General features: G+C 61.5%; 13 protein-coding genes and 1 rRNA gene. 7 read left to right on the top strand and 7 right to left on the bottom strand.

From position 1 onward, the window contains the following. Positions 1-3 precede the first annotated feature (3 nt). The 5 genes from GIW28_RS22710 to GIW28_RS22690 are packed head-to-tail and all read left to right on the top strand — an operon-like array spanning position 4 to position 5939. Complete coding sequence (locus GIW28_RS22710) at positions 4-1218, top strand: glycosyltransferase family 4 protein (protein ID WP_236447187.1); 1215 nt, start codon at positions 4-6, stop codon at positions 1216-1218. After that, the gene (locus GIW28_RS22705; protein WP_138449856.1) at positions 1209-2312 is read left to right on the top strand and encodes a glycosyltransferase family 4 protein; all 1104 of its coding nucleotides are present in this window, start codon (positions 1209-1211) and stop codon (positions 2310-2312) included. Before GIW28_RS22710 ends, GIW28_RS22705 begins: the two co-directional genes overlap by 10 nt. Next, positions 2312-3715, top strand: a complete 1404-nt coding sequence (locus tag GIW28_RS22700) for an O-antigen ligase family protein (RefSeq protein ID WP_017135340.1) — start codon at positions 2312-2314, stop codon at positions 3713-3715. The genes GIW28_RS22705 and GIW28_RS22700 overlap by 1 nt, the downstream gene beginning before the upstream one ends. Further along, a complete protein-coding gene (locus GIW28_RS22695; RefSeq protein WP_017135341.1) occupies positions 3712-4533 on the top strand; it encodes an acyltransferase in 822 nt (273 codons plus the stop codon). Before GIW28_RS22700 ends, GIW28_RS22695 begins: the two co-directional genes overlap by 4 nt. Next, positions 4533-5939 (top strand): lipid II flippase MurJ, encoded by a 1407-nt coding sequence (locus GIW28_RS22690; RefSeq protein ID WP_017135342.1) that lies wholly within the window; start codon positions 4533-4535, stop codon positions 5937-5939. Before GIW28_RS22695 ends, GIW28_RS22690 begins: the two co-directional genes overlap by 1 nt. A gap of 59 nt (positions 5940-5998) precedes the next feature. On the opposite strand, the gene GIW28_RS22685 is transcribed toward GIW28_RS22690, so the two are convergent. From GIW28_RS22685 to GIW28_RS22670, 4 genes are all read right to left on the bottom strand, one after another. Next, complete coding sequence (locus tag GIW28_RS22685; protein ID WP_017135343.1) at positions 5999-6574, bottom strand: DUF4174 domain-containing protein; 576 nt, start codon at positions 6572-6574, stop codon at positions 5999-6001. Between the two features lie 176 nt (positions 6575-6750). Continuing rightward, positions 6751-7371: a glutathione S-transferase family protein gene (locus GIW28_RS22680; RefSeq protein ID WP_017135344.1), complete on the bottom strand. Its 621-nt coding sequence runs from the start codon at positions 7369-7371 to the stop codon at positions 6751-6753. A gap of 13 nt (positions 7372-7384) precedes the next feature. Next, entirely contained in the window at positions 7385-7963 is a 579-nt protein-coding gene (locus tag GIW28_RS22675) for a GNAT family N-acetyltransferase (RefSeq protein ID WP_099550095.1), read from the bottom strand. Between the two features lie 72 nt (positions 7964-8035). After that, positions 8036-10393, bottom strand: coding sequence for a DNA polymerase II (locus tag GIW28_RS22670; RefSeq protein WP_177034954.1), 2358 nt, complete (start codon positions 10391-10393; stop codon positions 8036-8038). A gap of 324 nt (positions 10394-10717) precedes the next feature. On the opposite strand from GIW28_RS22670, the gene GIW28_RS22665 reads away from it, so the two are divergent. Next, entirely contained in the window at positions 10718-12940 is a 2223-nt protein-coding gene (locus GIW28_RS22665) for a TonB-dependent receptor (RefSeq protein ID WP_236447188.1), read from the top strand. Between the two features lie 44 nt (positions 12941-12984). Here the strand turns inward: GIW28_RS22665 and GIW28_RS22660 are convergent, their stop codons facing one another. Further along, positions 12985-13452: an SRPBCC family protein gene (locus GIW28_RS22660; RefSeq protein WP_236447189.1), complete on the bottom strand. Its 468-nt coding sequence runs from the start codon at positions 13450-13452 to the stop codon at positions 12985-12987. Positions 13453-13552: 100 nt separating this feature from the next. Here GIW28_RS22660 and GIW28_RS22655 point away from each other — a divergent pair, with 100 nt between their 5' ends. Further along, a complete protein-coding gene (locus GIW28_RS22655) occupies positions 13553-13954 on the top strand; it encodes a GFA family protein (protein WP_017135350.1) in 402 nt (133 codons plus the stop codon). On the opposite strand, the gene mrdA is transcribed toward GIW28_RS22655, so the two are convergent. Both mrdA and rrf read right to left on the bottom strand, forming a co-directional pair. Beyond that, positions 13955-15847: a penicillin-binding protein 2 gene (gene mrdA, locus GIW28_RS22650; RefSeq protein ID WP_017135351.1), complete on the bottom strand. Its 1893-nt coding sequence runs from the start codon at positions 15845-15847 to the stop codon at positions 13955-13957. Between the two features lie 349 nt (positions 15848-16196). Next, positions 16197-16312 (bottom strand): 5S ribosomal RNA (gene rrf / locus GIW28_RS22645). Positions 16313-16314 lie beyond the last annotated feature (2 nt).

The raw sequence follows: 16314 nt of genomic DNA, 5'->3' as shown, positions 1-16314 counted from the left end.
TACATGAGAATCCTATGGATTGTGCCCTACCTGCCGTGGCCGACCACCAGCGGCGGCAAGACCCGGCAGTATCATTTGCTGCGCACCTTGAGTGAGCGCGGGCATCGCATCACGCTGCTGGCGCAATCGAAGACACCGGCCGATGACGCGGCGCACGCAGCCCTTGAACCCTTGCTCGAGCGCCTGATCGTGGTGCCGCGCCGGCCACTGAAACACCCGATGACCCTGCTCGCGGGCGTATTCGCACCGTGGCCGTTGCTGACCACGGTCAATGGCCTGTCGGCACCGTTGCAAGCCCAATTTGCGCAACTGTTGAACGAGCGCTGGGACGTGATTCAAGTGGAACACAGCTACAGCCTGCAACCGTTTCTGCGCACCTTGCAGCAGCGCAAGCGCGAGTTTGTGCTGACCGAGCACAACCTGGAATCAAGCCTGGGCGGCGCCACTTATGACCGTTTCCCCAAGTGGGCCGCGCCGTTCGTGCAGTACGACCAATGGCGCTGCCGGCAATGGGAGCGCAAGGCCTTCGATGCCGCCGCCCATGTGATTGCGGTGACCGAGGCGGACGCCCAGGCCATGCGGCCGTTGACTGCAACGCCGGTAAGCGTGGTGGTCAATGGCGTCGACAGCCGTGCCTTCGCCCAGGTCAGTGCCGATGCGCAGAGCCAGCGTTTGTTGTTTGTCGGCAATTACGAATACGCACCGAACCTGGACGCTGTGCAGTGGTTGCTTGAGGAGATATTCCCCCGGGTCTGGCTGCAGTGTCCGAACGCGCGCCTGGCGGTGGCCGGTTACGGCTTGCCCGAACACTGGCGCGACCGTTGGCCGGATGAACGTGTCGAGTGGCTGGGGTTTGTTCCTGATCTGTGCGCTCTGCAACGGCGCTGCGCCGGTTTTGTCGCCGCGTTGCGCCATGGCGGCGGCTCCAAGCTCAAGGTGTTGGAGGCAATGGCCGCCGGCTTGCCGCTGGTCAGCACGGCCCAGGGTGTTTCCGGGTTGGCGGTGCAACCACAGGCGCATTACCTGGCGGGCGAAAGCGCCGAGGCTCTGACCGACGCCATCGTGCGCCTGCTCGATCAGCCGCTGCTGGCCCGGCAACTGGCCGATGCGGCACGCGAGTATGCGCGGCAGTACCACGACTGGGCGGTGGCCGGTGACGAACTGGAGCACATCTACAACACCTTGATCGACTCTAAGGAATTTCAGCCATGCGCGTAGCCCTGGACTATCGCCCCGCCACGGTTGCGCCCTCGTCGGGCATCGCCCGCCAGGTCCTGGCGCTGGAAGATGCCCTGCGCGCGCGGGACAACACTGAGGTGCTGCTGTTCACTGAGGCGCCCCTGGACCACCCGCAACGCCAGACCGCCATATGCCCACCGTGGGCCAGCCCGCTGGATGGCCTGCAACGGCCGCAGGTACGCTTGCGGTTTGAGCGAAAATTTTTGCCCAGATCCTTGCATGAGCAACAGATCGACCTGCACATCGCCACGGCCAATATGGGCTTGCCGCTGTGCCGCAAACCCGCCGGCACCCGTTATGTCCTGGTGCTGCATGACCTGTTTCAGCTGACTCAGCGTAACTTCCATCGCTCCAGGCTCAAGGCCCTGGCCTATCGCTTGATCGACGGTGCCTCGATTGCCTGGTCGGTGTGGCAGGCTGACCGGGTGTGGTGCCCTTCGCAGTTTTCCTGCAACGAAGCCGCCCGCGTATTCCCCTGGGCCCGGGCCAAGTTCCGGGTGTTGAACAACCTGGTGCCCGAATTGAATGCAGCGCCAGAACCGCAGCCAGACAACCTGCCGGCGCGTTACTGGTTGGTGGTGGGCACACGGGAGCCGCGCAAGAACATGGCATTTTTCCTGCGCCAATGGCAGGCCTGCCGTACGGCGAACCCTGAGGTGCCGGACCTGGTACTGGTGGGCCACGCCAGCGATGTACCGTCCGCCCTTGGCGAACTGCCGGGCCTGCACTGGTGCAGCGGTTTATCCGACGGCCAACTGCAAGCCCTTTACCGTCATACCGACTGCCTATGGCAGCCGTCTTATGCCGAGGGCTTTGGCCTGCCGGTGGTGGAAGCCTTGAGTGTGGGCACGCCGGTGGCGGTGGCACGCGGTTCCGCCCTGGATGAAGTCGCGCCGCCCGGCGCCCCGCGCTTCGACCCACACGATGCCAGGCAATTGCAGAACGTCATGCAGCAAATGGCAACCGCAGGCAACACGGCAGACGCCGAAACGCAGCGCGCCTGGGCCCGGCAATTTGCCGAACCGGCCTATCGCTCGCGCCTGGATACTTTGCTCAAGGAATTGGACCGCTAATGCTGCCAGGAAAATTCATCAGCCTGCTCCTGGGCCTGGTCTTCGGCATTTTGCTGTTGGCCCTGTCGCCGATCAAGACCTTGCTGGTCGTGGCCGGCGCGGGTGTGGCCTTGACCCTGATCCGCTTTCCCCTGTGGGGCTTGCTGATTTTCGCGGTGTTGGCCACCAGCATTCCCTACACCACGTTGGAACTGGGGATCCGCACCACCATCAGCGAAGCGGTGTTGGGGCTGACCTGGGTCGGGGTGTTCTGGCAATCGTTTATCGGCAAGACCCGCGGCTTGATCCTGTGGCGTCCGACCGAGCGCGCGCTGATGTGGCTGATGCTGTTCAGCACTATTCCGTTTATCTGGGGCATGGTCATCATCCATGCCGAAGGCAACGGGCCGGTGAACTGGGTACGCTGGCTGATGAACCTGTCGTTGCTGTTTATCGTGCCGTTGCTGCTGCGCACCGACGCCGACCGCGACAAGGTGGTGGTCGCCCTGCTGCTGGGCAACCTGGCGATGCTGTTGCTGTCGATTTTCATGTTTCTGAAGACGCGCAACGCCATGTCGATGATCGAGGTGCTCACCGACCTCAAGTACGCCCACCCGGAAGCGGTGAAGGATATTTTTTCCGCCAACTACACGCGCATGGCCTCGCCCTGGGTGCACCCTAACCTGACGGGTGGCGTGCTGGTGCTGTTTATCCCCCTGGCGCTGTTCTACGGCTGGACCCGCAGCGGCTGGCGCCGGGCGCTGGGCCTGGCGGTGGCGGTGCTGGGTTGCGCCGGCCTGCTGCTGAGTATTTCCCGTGGCGCCATCGTGGCCCTGGCGCTGGTGCTGATCTGGCTGACCTATAAGCGCGTGCCTAACAGCGGGCGCATCATCGGTATCGGCGTGGCGTTTGGGGTTGCGCTGGTGATGTTCTATCCGCCGTTGCAGGAGCGCTTGCTGACCATCTTCTCGTCCACCAATGCCAGTACCGAAATCCGCTTCGACGAGTACGCAAGATTCCCCGAGGCCATGTCGACATATCCCCTGGGGATCGGCTTCAAGATAGACCCACCCGTACCCGGCACCAACCTGCTGGGCATCTCCAACCTGTGGCTGAACTTCATCTACAAGGTCGGCATTCCGGGGATGCTGTTGTTTATCACCGTCACTGTGTTGTGGTGGCGGGAAGTGCGGCCCCTGGGCCAGGTGCGCAAGGTCACCGCCGACAACGCCCTGTGGCTGGGGTGTATCTGCGGCGTGATGGCAGCGCTGTTGACGGGGATTTTCGACCACTATTTCAGCTTCACCTTTGTACTGATCGCGCTGTTCTGGCTGTTGATGGGCATGAGCCTGCAACAGGTGCGTCTGCGCCCCTCCATTACCGCCCCTGTTGCTGCTATTGCGCCAAAGGATAACCAACCATGAAGCACCGGATGATTCACTCCACCGATTTGCGCGACCGCCTCCCCACACTGGCCGCTGAAATAGGCGTGAGCCTGCCGGACCTGGAAGAGGCGCTGGACTGGTGCCTGGCCAACGACGTGGTGTTTGAAGAGGGCGAAGGCGACAACAAGCGCTTCTGGATAAACTCCATCGACCTGGAACCCGCCCTTGAGCACCCGGTGGCCCGCCTTTTGTTCCGTCGTATGAAACAGGACCTGCCGGGCAAGCTACTTCCGCGCTATGGCAAAAACTGGGCAACTATCAAGGATCGCTGGCGCAACGCCTGGGACATGGCCTACAACATTTTGATCAACAAGATCCCCAGCCACCATGTGCGCATTGCCTGGCTGCGCCTGGGCGGCGCGAAGATCGGCAAGGGCACAAGCTTGTGGCGTAACACCGAAGTATTGGGCATCCACAACTTGAGAGTCGGTGACGATACGGTGATCGCCTGGCATTGCCAGGTGGACGCCCGCGCCGGGCTGGTGATCGGCAACCACGTGGCGATCGCTTCCCACGTGCTGATCATCGCCGGCAGTCATGACTTGCAGGCTCCGGAGTTCTGGTCGATTTCCGGGCCGATCTACATCGACGACTATGTGTGGATCGGCAGCCGGGCGTTGATCGGCTACGGCACGCACCTGGGGCATGGCTCGGTGATCAGCGCCAATACCGTGGTGGCCAAGGCTGTGGCCCCCTACAAAATCATTGGCGGTTCCGGGGCCAAAATCATGGGCGAACGCTGCCATGATCTGAACTATAAGGTGGGTGGCAAGGGCCTGTTCACCCTGTTCCACTGATGTTCGGCAGCACGCTCTGGCTGACCGTCGCGACCCTCGCCGGGCTGGTCGCCGGTTTTGCCCGCGAATGGCTGCTGGTGGCGGCCTGGGGCGCGGGCAGTCGCAGCGACGGGTTTCTGGTGGCGGTGTTTTTGCCCGAAGCGTTGCGCATGACCCTGGCCGCCGGCTTGCTTGCGGCGGCTGCCCTGCCCCTTTATCAACAACGCGACCCACAACGCCAGCAAGCCTGGCTGGCCAGTCTTTCCCCTCGCCTGCTGGGCGTGGGCCTGGCCCTGTTTGCCGTACTGGCGCTGGGCGCGCCGCTGTGGGTGCGCCTGATCGGCCCCGGCCTGGACGCCGAGGCCCATGCCGAAGCCGCCGCTAACTTGCGTTGGCTGGCGGCCTGTGCGCCGGGCCTGGTGATGCATGGGTTGTTCAGTATTCCCTTGCAGGCACGCCAACGTTTTGTGCTGCCGGGCCTGGGCTCTTTACTGTTCAATCTGCCACCGGTGCTGTACCTGTTTATCCGTGGCAGCGCAAGCGACAGCGGCGAACTGGCCATGAGCTTTTTTGCCGGCAGTGTGTTGATGTGCCTGCCGCTGCTGGCGCCGGTCTGGTCTTTCGGCTGGCGGCCATGGCAAGTCACTGGCGACAAGCTGGCGGGCCGCGAACTGTTGGGGCGCATCGGGCCATTGTTGGCCAGCAATGTCGCCAGCCAGGGGCTGGCGCTGCTCGAACGCTTGATCGCCAGTTACCTGGGAGAAGGTGCCGTCACGTGGGTCAACCTTGCCCGCAAGTTGATCAACCTGCCATTGATCGCCCTGATGAGCCTCAACCAGGTGCTGCTGGGCATGATGAGCGGCGAACAAGGCCAACAGCGCCTGGCCCTGCTGCGTCGCGGCCTGGATGCTGCGACCCTGCTCAGCCTGCCGGCCGCCCTCGGACTGATCGGCGCCAGCCCGGTGCTGATTCATCTGCTGATGCCCACCCAAAGCGCCGACGGCCCACTGCCGGCGCTGCTGGCCTGGTTCGCGACGCCACTGGTGTTCGGCGCCTGGAACGCCATGCTCGCCCGCTATGCCTATGCCAGCGGCGACACGCGCCTGCCCTTGCGCTGCGAATTGCTGGGCAGCGGGGTCAACGCTTTGCTGTTGGTGCTGCTGCCGTACTTTCTGGGTTTACCGGGTATCGCCTTGGCGGCATTGGGCGGGGTTATCGTCACCAACCTGCTGCTGATGCAACGCCAGCAATTGCTTGGCCAACTGGGCTGGCCGCTGCAATGGGGGCTGAGTGCGGTATTACTGGGTTTTGCAGCCGTCATCTTGCATCCACTGCAAAACGATGGCTGGCAACTGGGCTTGAGTACCGTGACGGCAGCCCTGGTATTGGGAGGGTTGGCTGGGTGGTTCAAGCCGTGGAAACAGTGAACTGGAACCACCACCGCAACGGCCTGCGCAGGAGCTGGTAAGCCAGCTCCTGCACGGACTCAGTCATCCAGCTGTTGAGGCGCAGCCGGCTTGGCTGCCTTACCCGCTTTGGTAGCGTTCTTGCCAGGCGCAGGCGCAGGTTCTGGCACAACCGGAGCAGCTGCTTCTTTCTCGGCCATCGGCATCTGGTCGATGGTGCTGAAGAACACCTTCAGGTCGAGGGGATCCGGCGGTACGGTCTTCTCCAGTTTCTTCTCGCCATCCTTGCCGATCAGGATCACCTTTGTACCGCTGCCGGCGCCGAGCTTGAGGGCACGGATCAGCGCGTTGGTTTCAGGTGGCGTGAGCTTCTTGTTGTCCTTGGGGTCCTTGGCGAATTTTTCGCCTTCAGCACCGATGCTGCCGAACTTCACGGTGTAGAACACCATGCTGCGCTCTTCAAAGGACTGCTTGGTAGCAGGCTCATCCAATTGTTTCTTGAGGGTCGCCAAAGTGTCGTTGCCGGAATCGAGCTCCACCACCACCAGCGGCCGAGCCTTGCCCAAGTCCTGCTTGAGCGGGTTGATATCATCAGCGGCCAACAGCGGCCCCGTAAAAGCCATCAAGGTAGCCAGGGTCAGCGACCGGATGAGCATGCGCACCTCCTTTGAATTCCATGCAGGGTTCTTGAGTTTCATGTCTGCGACAGTCAATTTCAAGGATGATTCCTACACCTCGTTAAGAAGCGTAGGTCAGTAAGCCTGCCACGCAAGGGCTCGAATGGGGTTATCAGTCATTGTTTCTTCAGATTGCGGAACCATTACGAGGCGTTCTATTGCGGCCAATGCCGCGCAAATACCGGCGCCACCACCGGGTCGGCATCCACTCGCGCCAGCGTCTGGGCAAAGCCTGGCGCGAGGTTGTTCAACACCTCCCGCGCCGCGTCCCAACGCGACACCGCGGCCGCCATAATGCCCAGCGCGTTCGGCACATTGCCGGGGGCGAACAACTGGTCGGCAAACTGCTCGGCAAACACCACCCAGGCCTGGTGCAGGTAACGGCGCGTGCCGCTGATCAATTGTGCCTGTGCGGCGTCATCCACATTACCGAGCCAGCGTTGCGGGTAGTCGATGATGCCGACCGCCGAATAGCAATTGGCGGCGATGTATACCAGCCCGCGCAGGATCTGCGCACGGTTGCCGGCGAGCAGCTCGGAGGCGGGAAACTCCAGGCCCAGGTGGATCAGGATCGCGGCGCTTTCGGTCAGCACCTGGCCCTCGGGCGTCACCAACGTGGGGATTTGTTTGAGTGGGTTGATGCGGGCCAGGGCGTCGCTGCCTTCGCCGTCTTCCCAGGAGCTGGCGTCGATGCGCCGCCATGCCACCGCGCAACGCTGCAGGGCGATTTCGATCATGCAGGAGCCGGATTCGTCGATGCCGTAGAGCGTGTACATGGGGGTTGTCTCCTTATCGCTGCAGTTTGGCCTGCAAGCTGGCCTTCACCTGCAGCCATTCCGAATCGATGATGCTGAACCGCACCGAATTGCGCTTGCGCCCATCGGGCATGATGCGCTCGTGGCGCACAATGCCCTCTTGCACGGCGCCAAGGCGCAGGATCGCGGCACGGGATTTTTCGTTGAGTTCATCGGTAGTGAACTGCACCCGCACACAGTCGAGCACTTCAAAAGCGTAGGTCAGCAGCAAGAGCTTGGCTTCGGTGTTGATGCCGGTTTTTTGCGTGGACTCGGCCAGCCAGGTGTGACCGATTTCCAGCTTGCGATTGGCCCGATCGACCTTCCAGAACCGCGTGCTGCCCACCACCTGGCCAGTGCCTGCGCGCACCAGGGTGAAGGGGATCACGCTGCCCGCGTCGCGGCCGGCCAAGGCCGTGTCGATGTAGGTGTCGATGGTGTCCGGACCTGGCACGTTGGTGACCTTGAGGTTCCACAATTGGCCGTCGGCGGCCGCTTCAAGCAAGGCGGTTTTGTGTTCGCGTTGCAGGGGCTGGAGTTCGACCGTGCTGCCGGTCAACGTGATCTGAGTCATGGAAGCTGCGCCGTCTGAGAGTGGTCGTCAGCGGCCAAGAGTGCAGGCTCGCCCCACGTACAGGCAAGCGTTTTAAAACAAGCCCATTTGCCCGCCGACCAGCGTGCCGAAATCATCATTTACGAACGGCAGGATCGCATCGGCCACCGGCTGCAATTGCCGGGTGACGTAGTGGTCGTAGTCGATCGGCGCCTGGCGTACTTCCAGCGGCTGCGGGCCGTTGACCGTGATCACATAGCTGATCCAGCCGCCGCGCTGATACTGGCGCGGGCGCCCCAGACGGTCGTTATATTCATCCGCCAGGCGTGCGGCGCGCACATGCGGCGGCACGTTGCGCTCGTAATCGTCGAGTGGGCGGCGCAGGCGTTTGCGGTAGATCAGCAAGTCGTCGAGTTCGCCGCTCAAGGTACGCCGCACATAGTCGCGAACGTAGTCTTGATACGGCTGGCGATGGAAGATGCGCTGATAGAGTTCCTGCTGGAATTGCCGGGCCAGCGGCGACCAGTCGCTGCGCACGGTTTCCAGGCCTTTGTAGACCATTTCTTCGCTGCCGTCGGCGCGTACAACCAAGCCGGCGTAGCGCTTTTTGCTGCCCTCCTCAGCGCCGCGGATGGTCGGCATGAGGAAGCGGCTGAAGTGGGTTTCGTATTGCAGTTCCAGGGCGCTTTGCAGGCCGAATTCGTTGTGCAGATGCGCGCGCCACCACTCGTTGACGTGCTGCACCAGTTCCCGACCGATGCGGCTGGCGTCCTCCGCAGCATGCGCGCTGCCGAGCCAGACGAAGGTGGAGTCGGTGTCGCCGTAGATCACGTCATAACCCTTGGCTTCGACCAGCTCGCGGGTCTGGCGCATGATCTGGTGCCCACGCATCGTGATCGAGGACGCCAGCCGCGTGTCGAAGAAGCGGCAACCGCTGGAGCCAAGCACGCCGTAAAACGCGTTCATGATGATTTTAAGGGCTTGGGACAACGGCGCGTTGTGTTCACGCTTGGCCACTTCGCGGCCTTCGGAAACCCGCGCGACAATCGAGGGCAGGCAATGCCGGGTGCGGGAAAAACGCGCACCGCGAAAGCCCTCTACCGATTCGCTGTCCTCGGGATGTTTGAGGCCTTCGATCAGGCCCACCGGGTCGATGAGAAAACTGCGGATGATCGACGGGTAAAGGCTTTTGTAGTCCAGCACCAGCACCGATTCATAGAGGCCGGGACGCGAGTCCATCACGAACCCGCCGGGGCTGGCCTGGGGCGGTTTGTCGCCCAGGTTCGGCGCGACGAAGCCCTGGCGGTGCATCAGCGGCATATACAGGTGCGTGAACGCCGCCACGGAGCCGCCATTACGGTCGGCCGGCAGCCCGGTGACGCTGGCGCGTTCGAGCAGGAACTTGAGCAGTTCGGTCTTGGCGAAAATCCGCGTGACCAGCTCGCAGTCCTTGAGGTTGTAGCGCGCCAATGCGGGCTTGTCCTCGGCGAACATGCGGTTGATTTCGTCCATGCGCTGGTACGGCGTGGAGATGTCCTTGCCTTCGCCGAGCAGGGTTTGCGCGACGTTTTCCAGGCTGAAGGATTCGAAACTCCAGGTGGCCGAACGCAAAGCTTCGATGCCATCGATAATCAGCCGCCCGGCGGCAGCGGCGAAGTAGTGGTTGCGGCTGCCATGTTCACGCCAGGCCATGGCCTCGCCGCCACGCCCGAGCAACAGCGGCACGTTGAGGCGCTGGGCATGTTCGTGGAGCACGCGCAGGTCGAACTGCACCAGGTTCCAGCCGATGATTGCATCGGGGTCGTGGGTAGCCAGCCATTGGTTGAGGCACTCGAGCAGTTGGGCGCGGGTATCGCAGTAGTCGAGTTTGAAGTCCACCGCATCGGCTTTGTTTGGCGGGCCGAGCATGTACACCTGGCGCTCGCCGCAGCCTTCCAGGGCAATGGAATACAGATCGCCTTGGGCGGTGGTCTCGATGTCCAGGGACACCAGTTTGAGCGGCGGGCGGTAGTCAGGCGCGGGTTTCATCTGCGCCTCAAGCAAGGTGCCGCTGGCATCCGGTGTGCCGCCAAACCACACGGGCGCGGTGATGAAGCGTTCCATCATGTAACGCTCGGGCGGGCGCACGTCGGCTTCGTAGACGTCGACACCGGCGGCGCGCAGGCGCTTTTCCAGGTCCATCAACTGGCGGTGCTGGCGGGTGTAGAGACCAAGGACAGGGCGATGATGGAAGTCGCACAATTGCAACGGGCGCAGTTCAATCTCGCGCTCGCCCTTGAGCAACCAGTCGAGCGGCTTGCGATGGGCTTGCGGAATAAACATCACCGAGGTTTGCACGGGTAGGCGCACGCACCGTGGGCCTTGGTCGGTGGCCAGCCAGAAACTCACCTCCGTGCCCGCCGCCGTGTCGCGCCAATGCCGGGTCAGGACAAAACCCTGCTGTAAATCCACCGTACCGCACCTCAGGAATCGCTTTCAGGGCGTGATTCTACTCGGCATCCGGGCAAACGCGATGGGCGATGGCATTTACCTTTGCGTTTGTACTCAGCGCCTGGTCCATCGCCCTTGCCCAGGCGCCCGAAGAAGCGTGCGCCGCACGCACCTTTGCCGCCGCTGGTCGGCAGCTCGCGCCTGCGCGGACAACGATTTCACAAACCGGTTGCGAAACATTAATGACAATTACTATCATTCGCGCCGGAGTCGTATCCGCGCAGTGAGGAAGCGCAACGTTGTTGCCCTTTTCCTCACATTGACGGTTCGCCGTCCGGATCGACCATGCCCACCTGCAACCAAATTTCTGTACCGTTTCGCCCTGCCCTGCTTGCCCTTTGCTGCTCACTGAGCCTTGCCGCTCACGCGGCAGCCCCAGAAACTAACAACCGTCCAGACGGCAACACACTGGAATTGGGTGCAACCAACATCAGCGCCGACGCACCTGCACCGAATGCATTGCCGCCGGTTTACGCTGGTGGCCAGGTCGCGCGCGGCGGCCAATTAGGTGTGCTGGGCAACCAGGACATCATGGACGCGCCGTTCAGCATGTCCTCCTACACCGAGAAGTTGATCCGCGAGCAGCATGCGCAAACCGTCGGCGATGTGTTGCTCAATGACTCGTCCGTGCGCCAGGCATCGGGCTATGCGAACCAGGCTCAAGCCTTTGTGATTCGTGGCCTGCCGCTCAACGGCGACGATATTTCGTTCAACGGTTTGTACGGCATCCTGCCGCGCCAGATCATGTCCACCGACGCCCTGGAACGGGTTGAAGTGTTCAAAGGCCCCAACGCCTTTATCAACGGCGTCACACCCAGCGGCTCCGGCATCGGCGGCGGCGTCAACCTGCAACCCAAGCGCGCTGATGATGTGCCTTTGCGCCGTTTGAGCACCGACATCAGCAGTGACGGCCGGGTGGGTGAACACCTGGACATCGGCCAGCGCTTCGGCGAAGACAACCGTTTTGGCGCGCGGGTGAATATTTCCCAGCGCGAAGGCGACACCGCCATCGACGACGAAAGCCAGCGTTCGAAGCTGTTTTCGGTCGGCCTGGACTATCGCAGCGATGCCCTGCGGGTGTCAGGCGACTTTGTTTATCAGAAGCAGCAGGTCAATGGCGGACGCAACACGGTGTTGCTTGGCAGCGGGCTGACCCATATCCCGAATGCGCCGTCGGCCGACACCAACTACGCGCCGAACTGGGGCACCACCAGCCTGGAAGACACCTTCGGCATGTTGCGCGGCGAGTATGACCTCAACGATAACTGGACCGCCTACATCGCCGGGGGCGCCAAGCACACCAACGAGCTGGGCCGCTATTCGTCGGTGACCCTGAGGGACACACTGGGCAATGCCACAGTCAGCGGCTCGAACATTGCGCATCAGGAAGACAACACCAGCCTGATGGCCGGCCTGAACGGCAAGTTCCAGACCGGTGCTGTCAGCCACAAATTGAACCTCGGCTTGACCGGCATCTGGACCCAGACCCGCAACGCCTTTGACTTTGCCTCCGGCAGCCAGCCGACCAATATTTACAGCCCCGCCGATGTGACCGCTCCAGCCAAAGGCGGCTTCACCTCCGGCAGCGACCTGAACGACCCCGGCATCACCGCCAAGACCTTCGCCCGCAGCGCGGCGGTGTCGGACACCTTCGGCTTTATGGATGACCGTTTGCTGTTCACCGCCGGCCTGCGCCGCCAGGAGCTGGTGGTTCAGGGCTACGCCTACGGCACCGGCACACGCACCGCCAACTACGCCAAGGGCATCACCACGCCGGTGTATGGCCTGGTGTTCAAGCCATGGGAGAATGTGTCTCTCTACGCCAACCACATCGAAGGCCTGGCGTCAGGGCCGACGGCTCCCTCCACCTTCAGCAGCGCCATCGTAACCAACGCCAACCAGACCTTTGCACCCGCGCGCTCGAAACAGACCGAGGCTGGCGTCAAGCTCGACATGGGCGCCTACGGCGCAACGCTGGGTGTGTACCGAATCGAACAGCCGACCCAGGGTTTTTCCCAACTGAATGCGGACGGCACCGCGACCTTTGTCTTCGAAGGCGAGCAAGTCAACAAAGGTGTAGAGCTGAACGTCTTCGGCGAACCCGTCAGCGGCTTGCGCCTGCTGGGCGGCGCGACCATCATCCACACCGAAGTCAACGGCACGGCAAACGGCGCCAACGACGGCAACCGCGCCATTGGCGTGCCGTCCTTCCAACTTAATGCCGGCGTGGATTGGGATGTGCCGGGTCTGCAAGGCGTGAGCGTCAACGGCCGTATGCTGCGTACCGGCGGCCAGTACGCCGATGCGGCGAACAACCTCAGCCTGCCGGCCTGGAATCGCTTCGATGTGGGCGCCCGCTACAACTTCAAGGTGGCCCAGCGTGATGTGAGCCTGGGTGCCACGGTGGAGAACGTGGCGAATACTAAATACTGGGAATCGGCGCTGGGCGGTTATCTGACCCAAGGTGATCCGCGCGTCGCCAAGTTCTCGGCGACGGTGGATTTCTAAACGCGTTGTAACCACATGAGTCAGCGGATTTGCGCATCGCTGGCTCAGGCGCGGTGGGCCTGGTTCAGATAATTTTCGATGTTACCCATTTGCTCGTCCCAGCCTCGGGAATTCATCCTGAAGGCTTTTTGGCGACGGGGTTCGGGCACTGCGTCAAAACCGGATTCGACCACCCGCAGCAGGATGCCCGGCGCGCGGTCTTCGAGGGTGAACTCTACCAGGGTCGGTGTTTCGTGGTCGTAGTCGACGCCCTTCTCGACAGCGTAAGGGTGCCATCTGAATGAGAACAGGGTTTGGGGCAGGATGCGCACGATTTCCGCCTTCCACACCACATGTTCGTAGCCTGGGTAGGTGATCGGCGCCTCGATGGTTGTTCCAGCGGTAAAGGTTTTACCCTTGAGGGCGATGCCAAACCACTCGCCAAATTGCTCGGCATTGGTGAGCGCTTCCCAGATCTGCTTGCGCGGTACGTTGAGCAGGACTTTTCGTTCGATGCGATCTAACACGTGCATAAGTCACCTCCTCCATTGAAAGTAGGCGACAACAAACAATGCGCAACCTCAGGTTGTAAGCAATGATGATTGTCCCCGTCCTTAATCAGGCAATACGTGTATGACTGACCCGCTGAATGGAAGTTGCTTCTGCAAAGCCGTGCGCTATCAAATCGACAGCTTGGACATGCCCATCAGCCACTGCCATTGCGACAGTTGCCGCAAGGTGCACGCAGCCGCATTCGTGGCCACCGCCGGAGTGATGCGCGAGCACTTTCGCTGGATGCAGGGTGAGGCGCTGCTGTCGTCGTTTGAATCTTCACCGGGCAAGCTCAGGCATTTCTGTTCGCGCTGCGGGTCACACCTGATGGCTGAGCGTGGCCATCAGCCCCATGTGATTGTGCGGGTGGCGACACTGGATGATGACCCTGGCGTGCGGCCCACCTCGCACATCTGGACGGCCCATGATGTGCCCTGGCTTGCTTACGCAGGCGTAGAGCACTGGGATGAGTGGAAGGTTTGACTAGACGTGCGGGTCACCGGGCGCCTTGGCCGGCGTCGCATATTGCGGCTTGAGATGGCCTTCCTGGTCAAGCAGCCAAGCGTCCATGATCTGCCGCACCACCGGGCCCGCCACGCGGCCACCGGCCTCGCCGTTTTCGATCATCACCGAGATCACGATTTTCGGATGTTCGGCCGGAGCAAAACCGACGAACAAGGCGTTGTCGCGATGCCGTTCCAGCGTCTTGTTGCGGTCATAGCGCTCACCCTGCTTGATCGCCACCACCTGCGCAGTACCACTCTTGCCGGCGATCCGGTACTGAGCACCGGCCGCTGCTGCACGGGCGATACCGCGAGGGTCATGCATCACCAGCTGCATGCCGTGGTTGACCTGCTCCCAATCATGCGGATCCTTGAGCACTACGTTAGGCATTGGGTTCTCGTCCACCGGCGGCACGCCATTGATAGTCTTGGCCAAGTGCGGACGGTTCCACACACCTTTGTTGGCGATCAACGCGGTGGCCTGGGCCAACTGCAATGGCGTGACCTGCATATAGCCCTGGCCAATGCCGAGGATCACGGTTTCGCCCGGGAACCAGGGTTGGCGACGGGTTGCACGCTTCCAGGCCTGGGAAGGCATCAGGCCAGCTGATTCTTCGAACATGTCGAGAGAGACTTTCTGACCGAGGCCGAACTCGGCCAGGTAGTCGTGCAGGCGATCAATACCCAGCTTGTGGGCCAAGTCGTAAAAGTAGGTGTCGTTGGAGCGCATGATCGCCGCATCCATGTCCACCCAGCCGTCACCGCTGTGGTTCCAGTTGCGGTATTTGTGGTCAAAATCGGGCAGTTGGTAATAACCGGGGTCGAACACTCGGGTTTGCGCGGTCACCACGCCACTGTCGAGGCCGGCGATGGCCACTTCCGGCTTGATGGTCGAACCAGGCGCGTAAAGCCCGCGTAGCACGCGGTTAAACAGCGGTCGGTCGATGGAGTCGTGCAGCGCGGCATATTCCTTGAAACTGATGCCGGTGACGAACAGATTCGGGTCAAAGCTCGGCTTACTCACCATGGCCAGCACTTCGCCGGTCTGCGGGTCGAGGGCCACCACCGAACCACGGCGATCGCCCAAGGCCTCTTCCGCGGCTTCCTGGAGCTTGACGTCGAGGCTCAGCACGATGTTTTTGCCGGGGATCGGGTCGGTATGCTTGAGCACGCGCAACACGCGGCCCTGGGCATTGGTCTCGACCTCTTCATAGCCGACATGGCCGTGCAGCTCGGACTCGTAGAAACGCTCGATACCGGTCTTGCCGATGGACTGGGTACCGCGGTATTCCACCGAGTCGAGGGCCTTGGATTCTTTCTCGTTGATTCGGCCAACGTAGCCAATCGAGTGGGCAAAATGCGCGCCCAACGGGTAATGCCGCACGAACTGAGGTTCAACATCGACGCCCGGCAAGCGGAACTCGTTAACGGCCAGCAAGGCAATCTGCTCTTCGGTCAATTCGTAGAACAGCGTTACCGGCACAAAAGGATGGCGGGCTTGTTTCAATGCCTTGTCGAATACTGCTCGGTCTTCCGCGGGTAAGTGCAACAGGCTGACGATAGCGTCCAGCTCGCCCTTGAGGTCGGTGGTGCGCTCGCGAGTGATGGTCAGGTTGTAGCTGGGACGGTTGTCGGCCAGCACCACGCCGTTGCGGTCATAAATCAGCCCGCGCGTCGGCGTGATCGGCAGTACGTGGACCCGGTTGTTCTCGGAAATCGTCGAGTGATAGTCGTACTGCACCACCTGCAGGAAATACATGCGCCCGACCAGGGCGCAGGTAATACCAATCACCAAGAGTGCGCAGGCGAGCAAGCGCTTGTTGACCAGGCGGTTTTCTTTTTCGTGATCCTTGATCGGTATCGGTTCAGGCATTTCTACAGCATCTCGTTGAAGAAGTTCGACGCCGCGTCCTGCGGTTGAAAGATCAATCCTTGTGAAAATGTGCTGCACCATACCAAAAATGCAGAAACACTTTGCATCGATTTCCCCAACGGCATGCTGTTTTGTCAGACACGGACCGATTTGGGCTGCAAAAGGCCTTAATCACGCAAGTGCGATCAATCACATGACCTTCCAGCTTTGTGCAGGGCGCGTGTGAGAATGGCGATCGGGATGATGCCGATTGAGCTGATCAAGGCGTAGAGGTTTTGAAGTTGGCGCTTTTCGAGCGCCCAAAACAAAACCCCTGATTGCGTTAGCAATCAGGGGTTTCGGAATTTAATCTTGACGATGACCTACTCTCACATGGGGAAACCCCACACTACCATCGGCGATGCATCGTTTCACTACTGAGTTCGGGATGGGATCAGGTGGTTCCAATGCTCTATGGTCGTCAAGAA

The sequence above is a fragment of the Pseudomonas sp. PA-5-4B genome, from assembly GCF_021606215.1.
Taxonomy (GTDB): Bacteria; Pseudomonadota; Gammaproteobacteria; order Pseudomonadales; family Pseudomonadaceae; genus Aquipseudomonas; species Aquipseudomonas edaphica.
The sequence above is the reverse complement of the archived record's forward strand: the minus strand, read 5'-3'. Positions and strand labels throughout refer to the sequence as shown.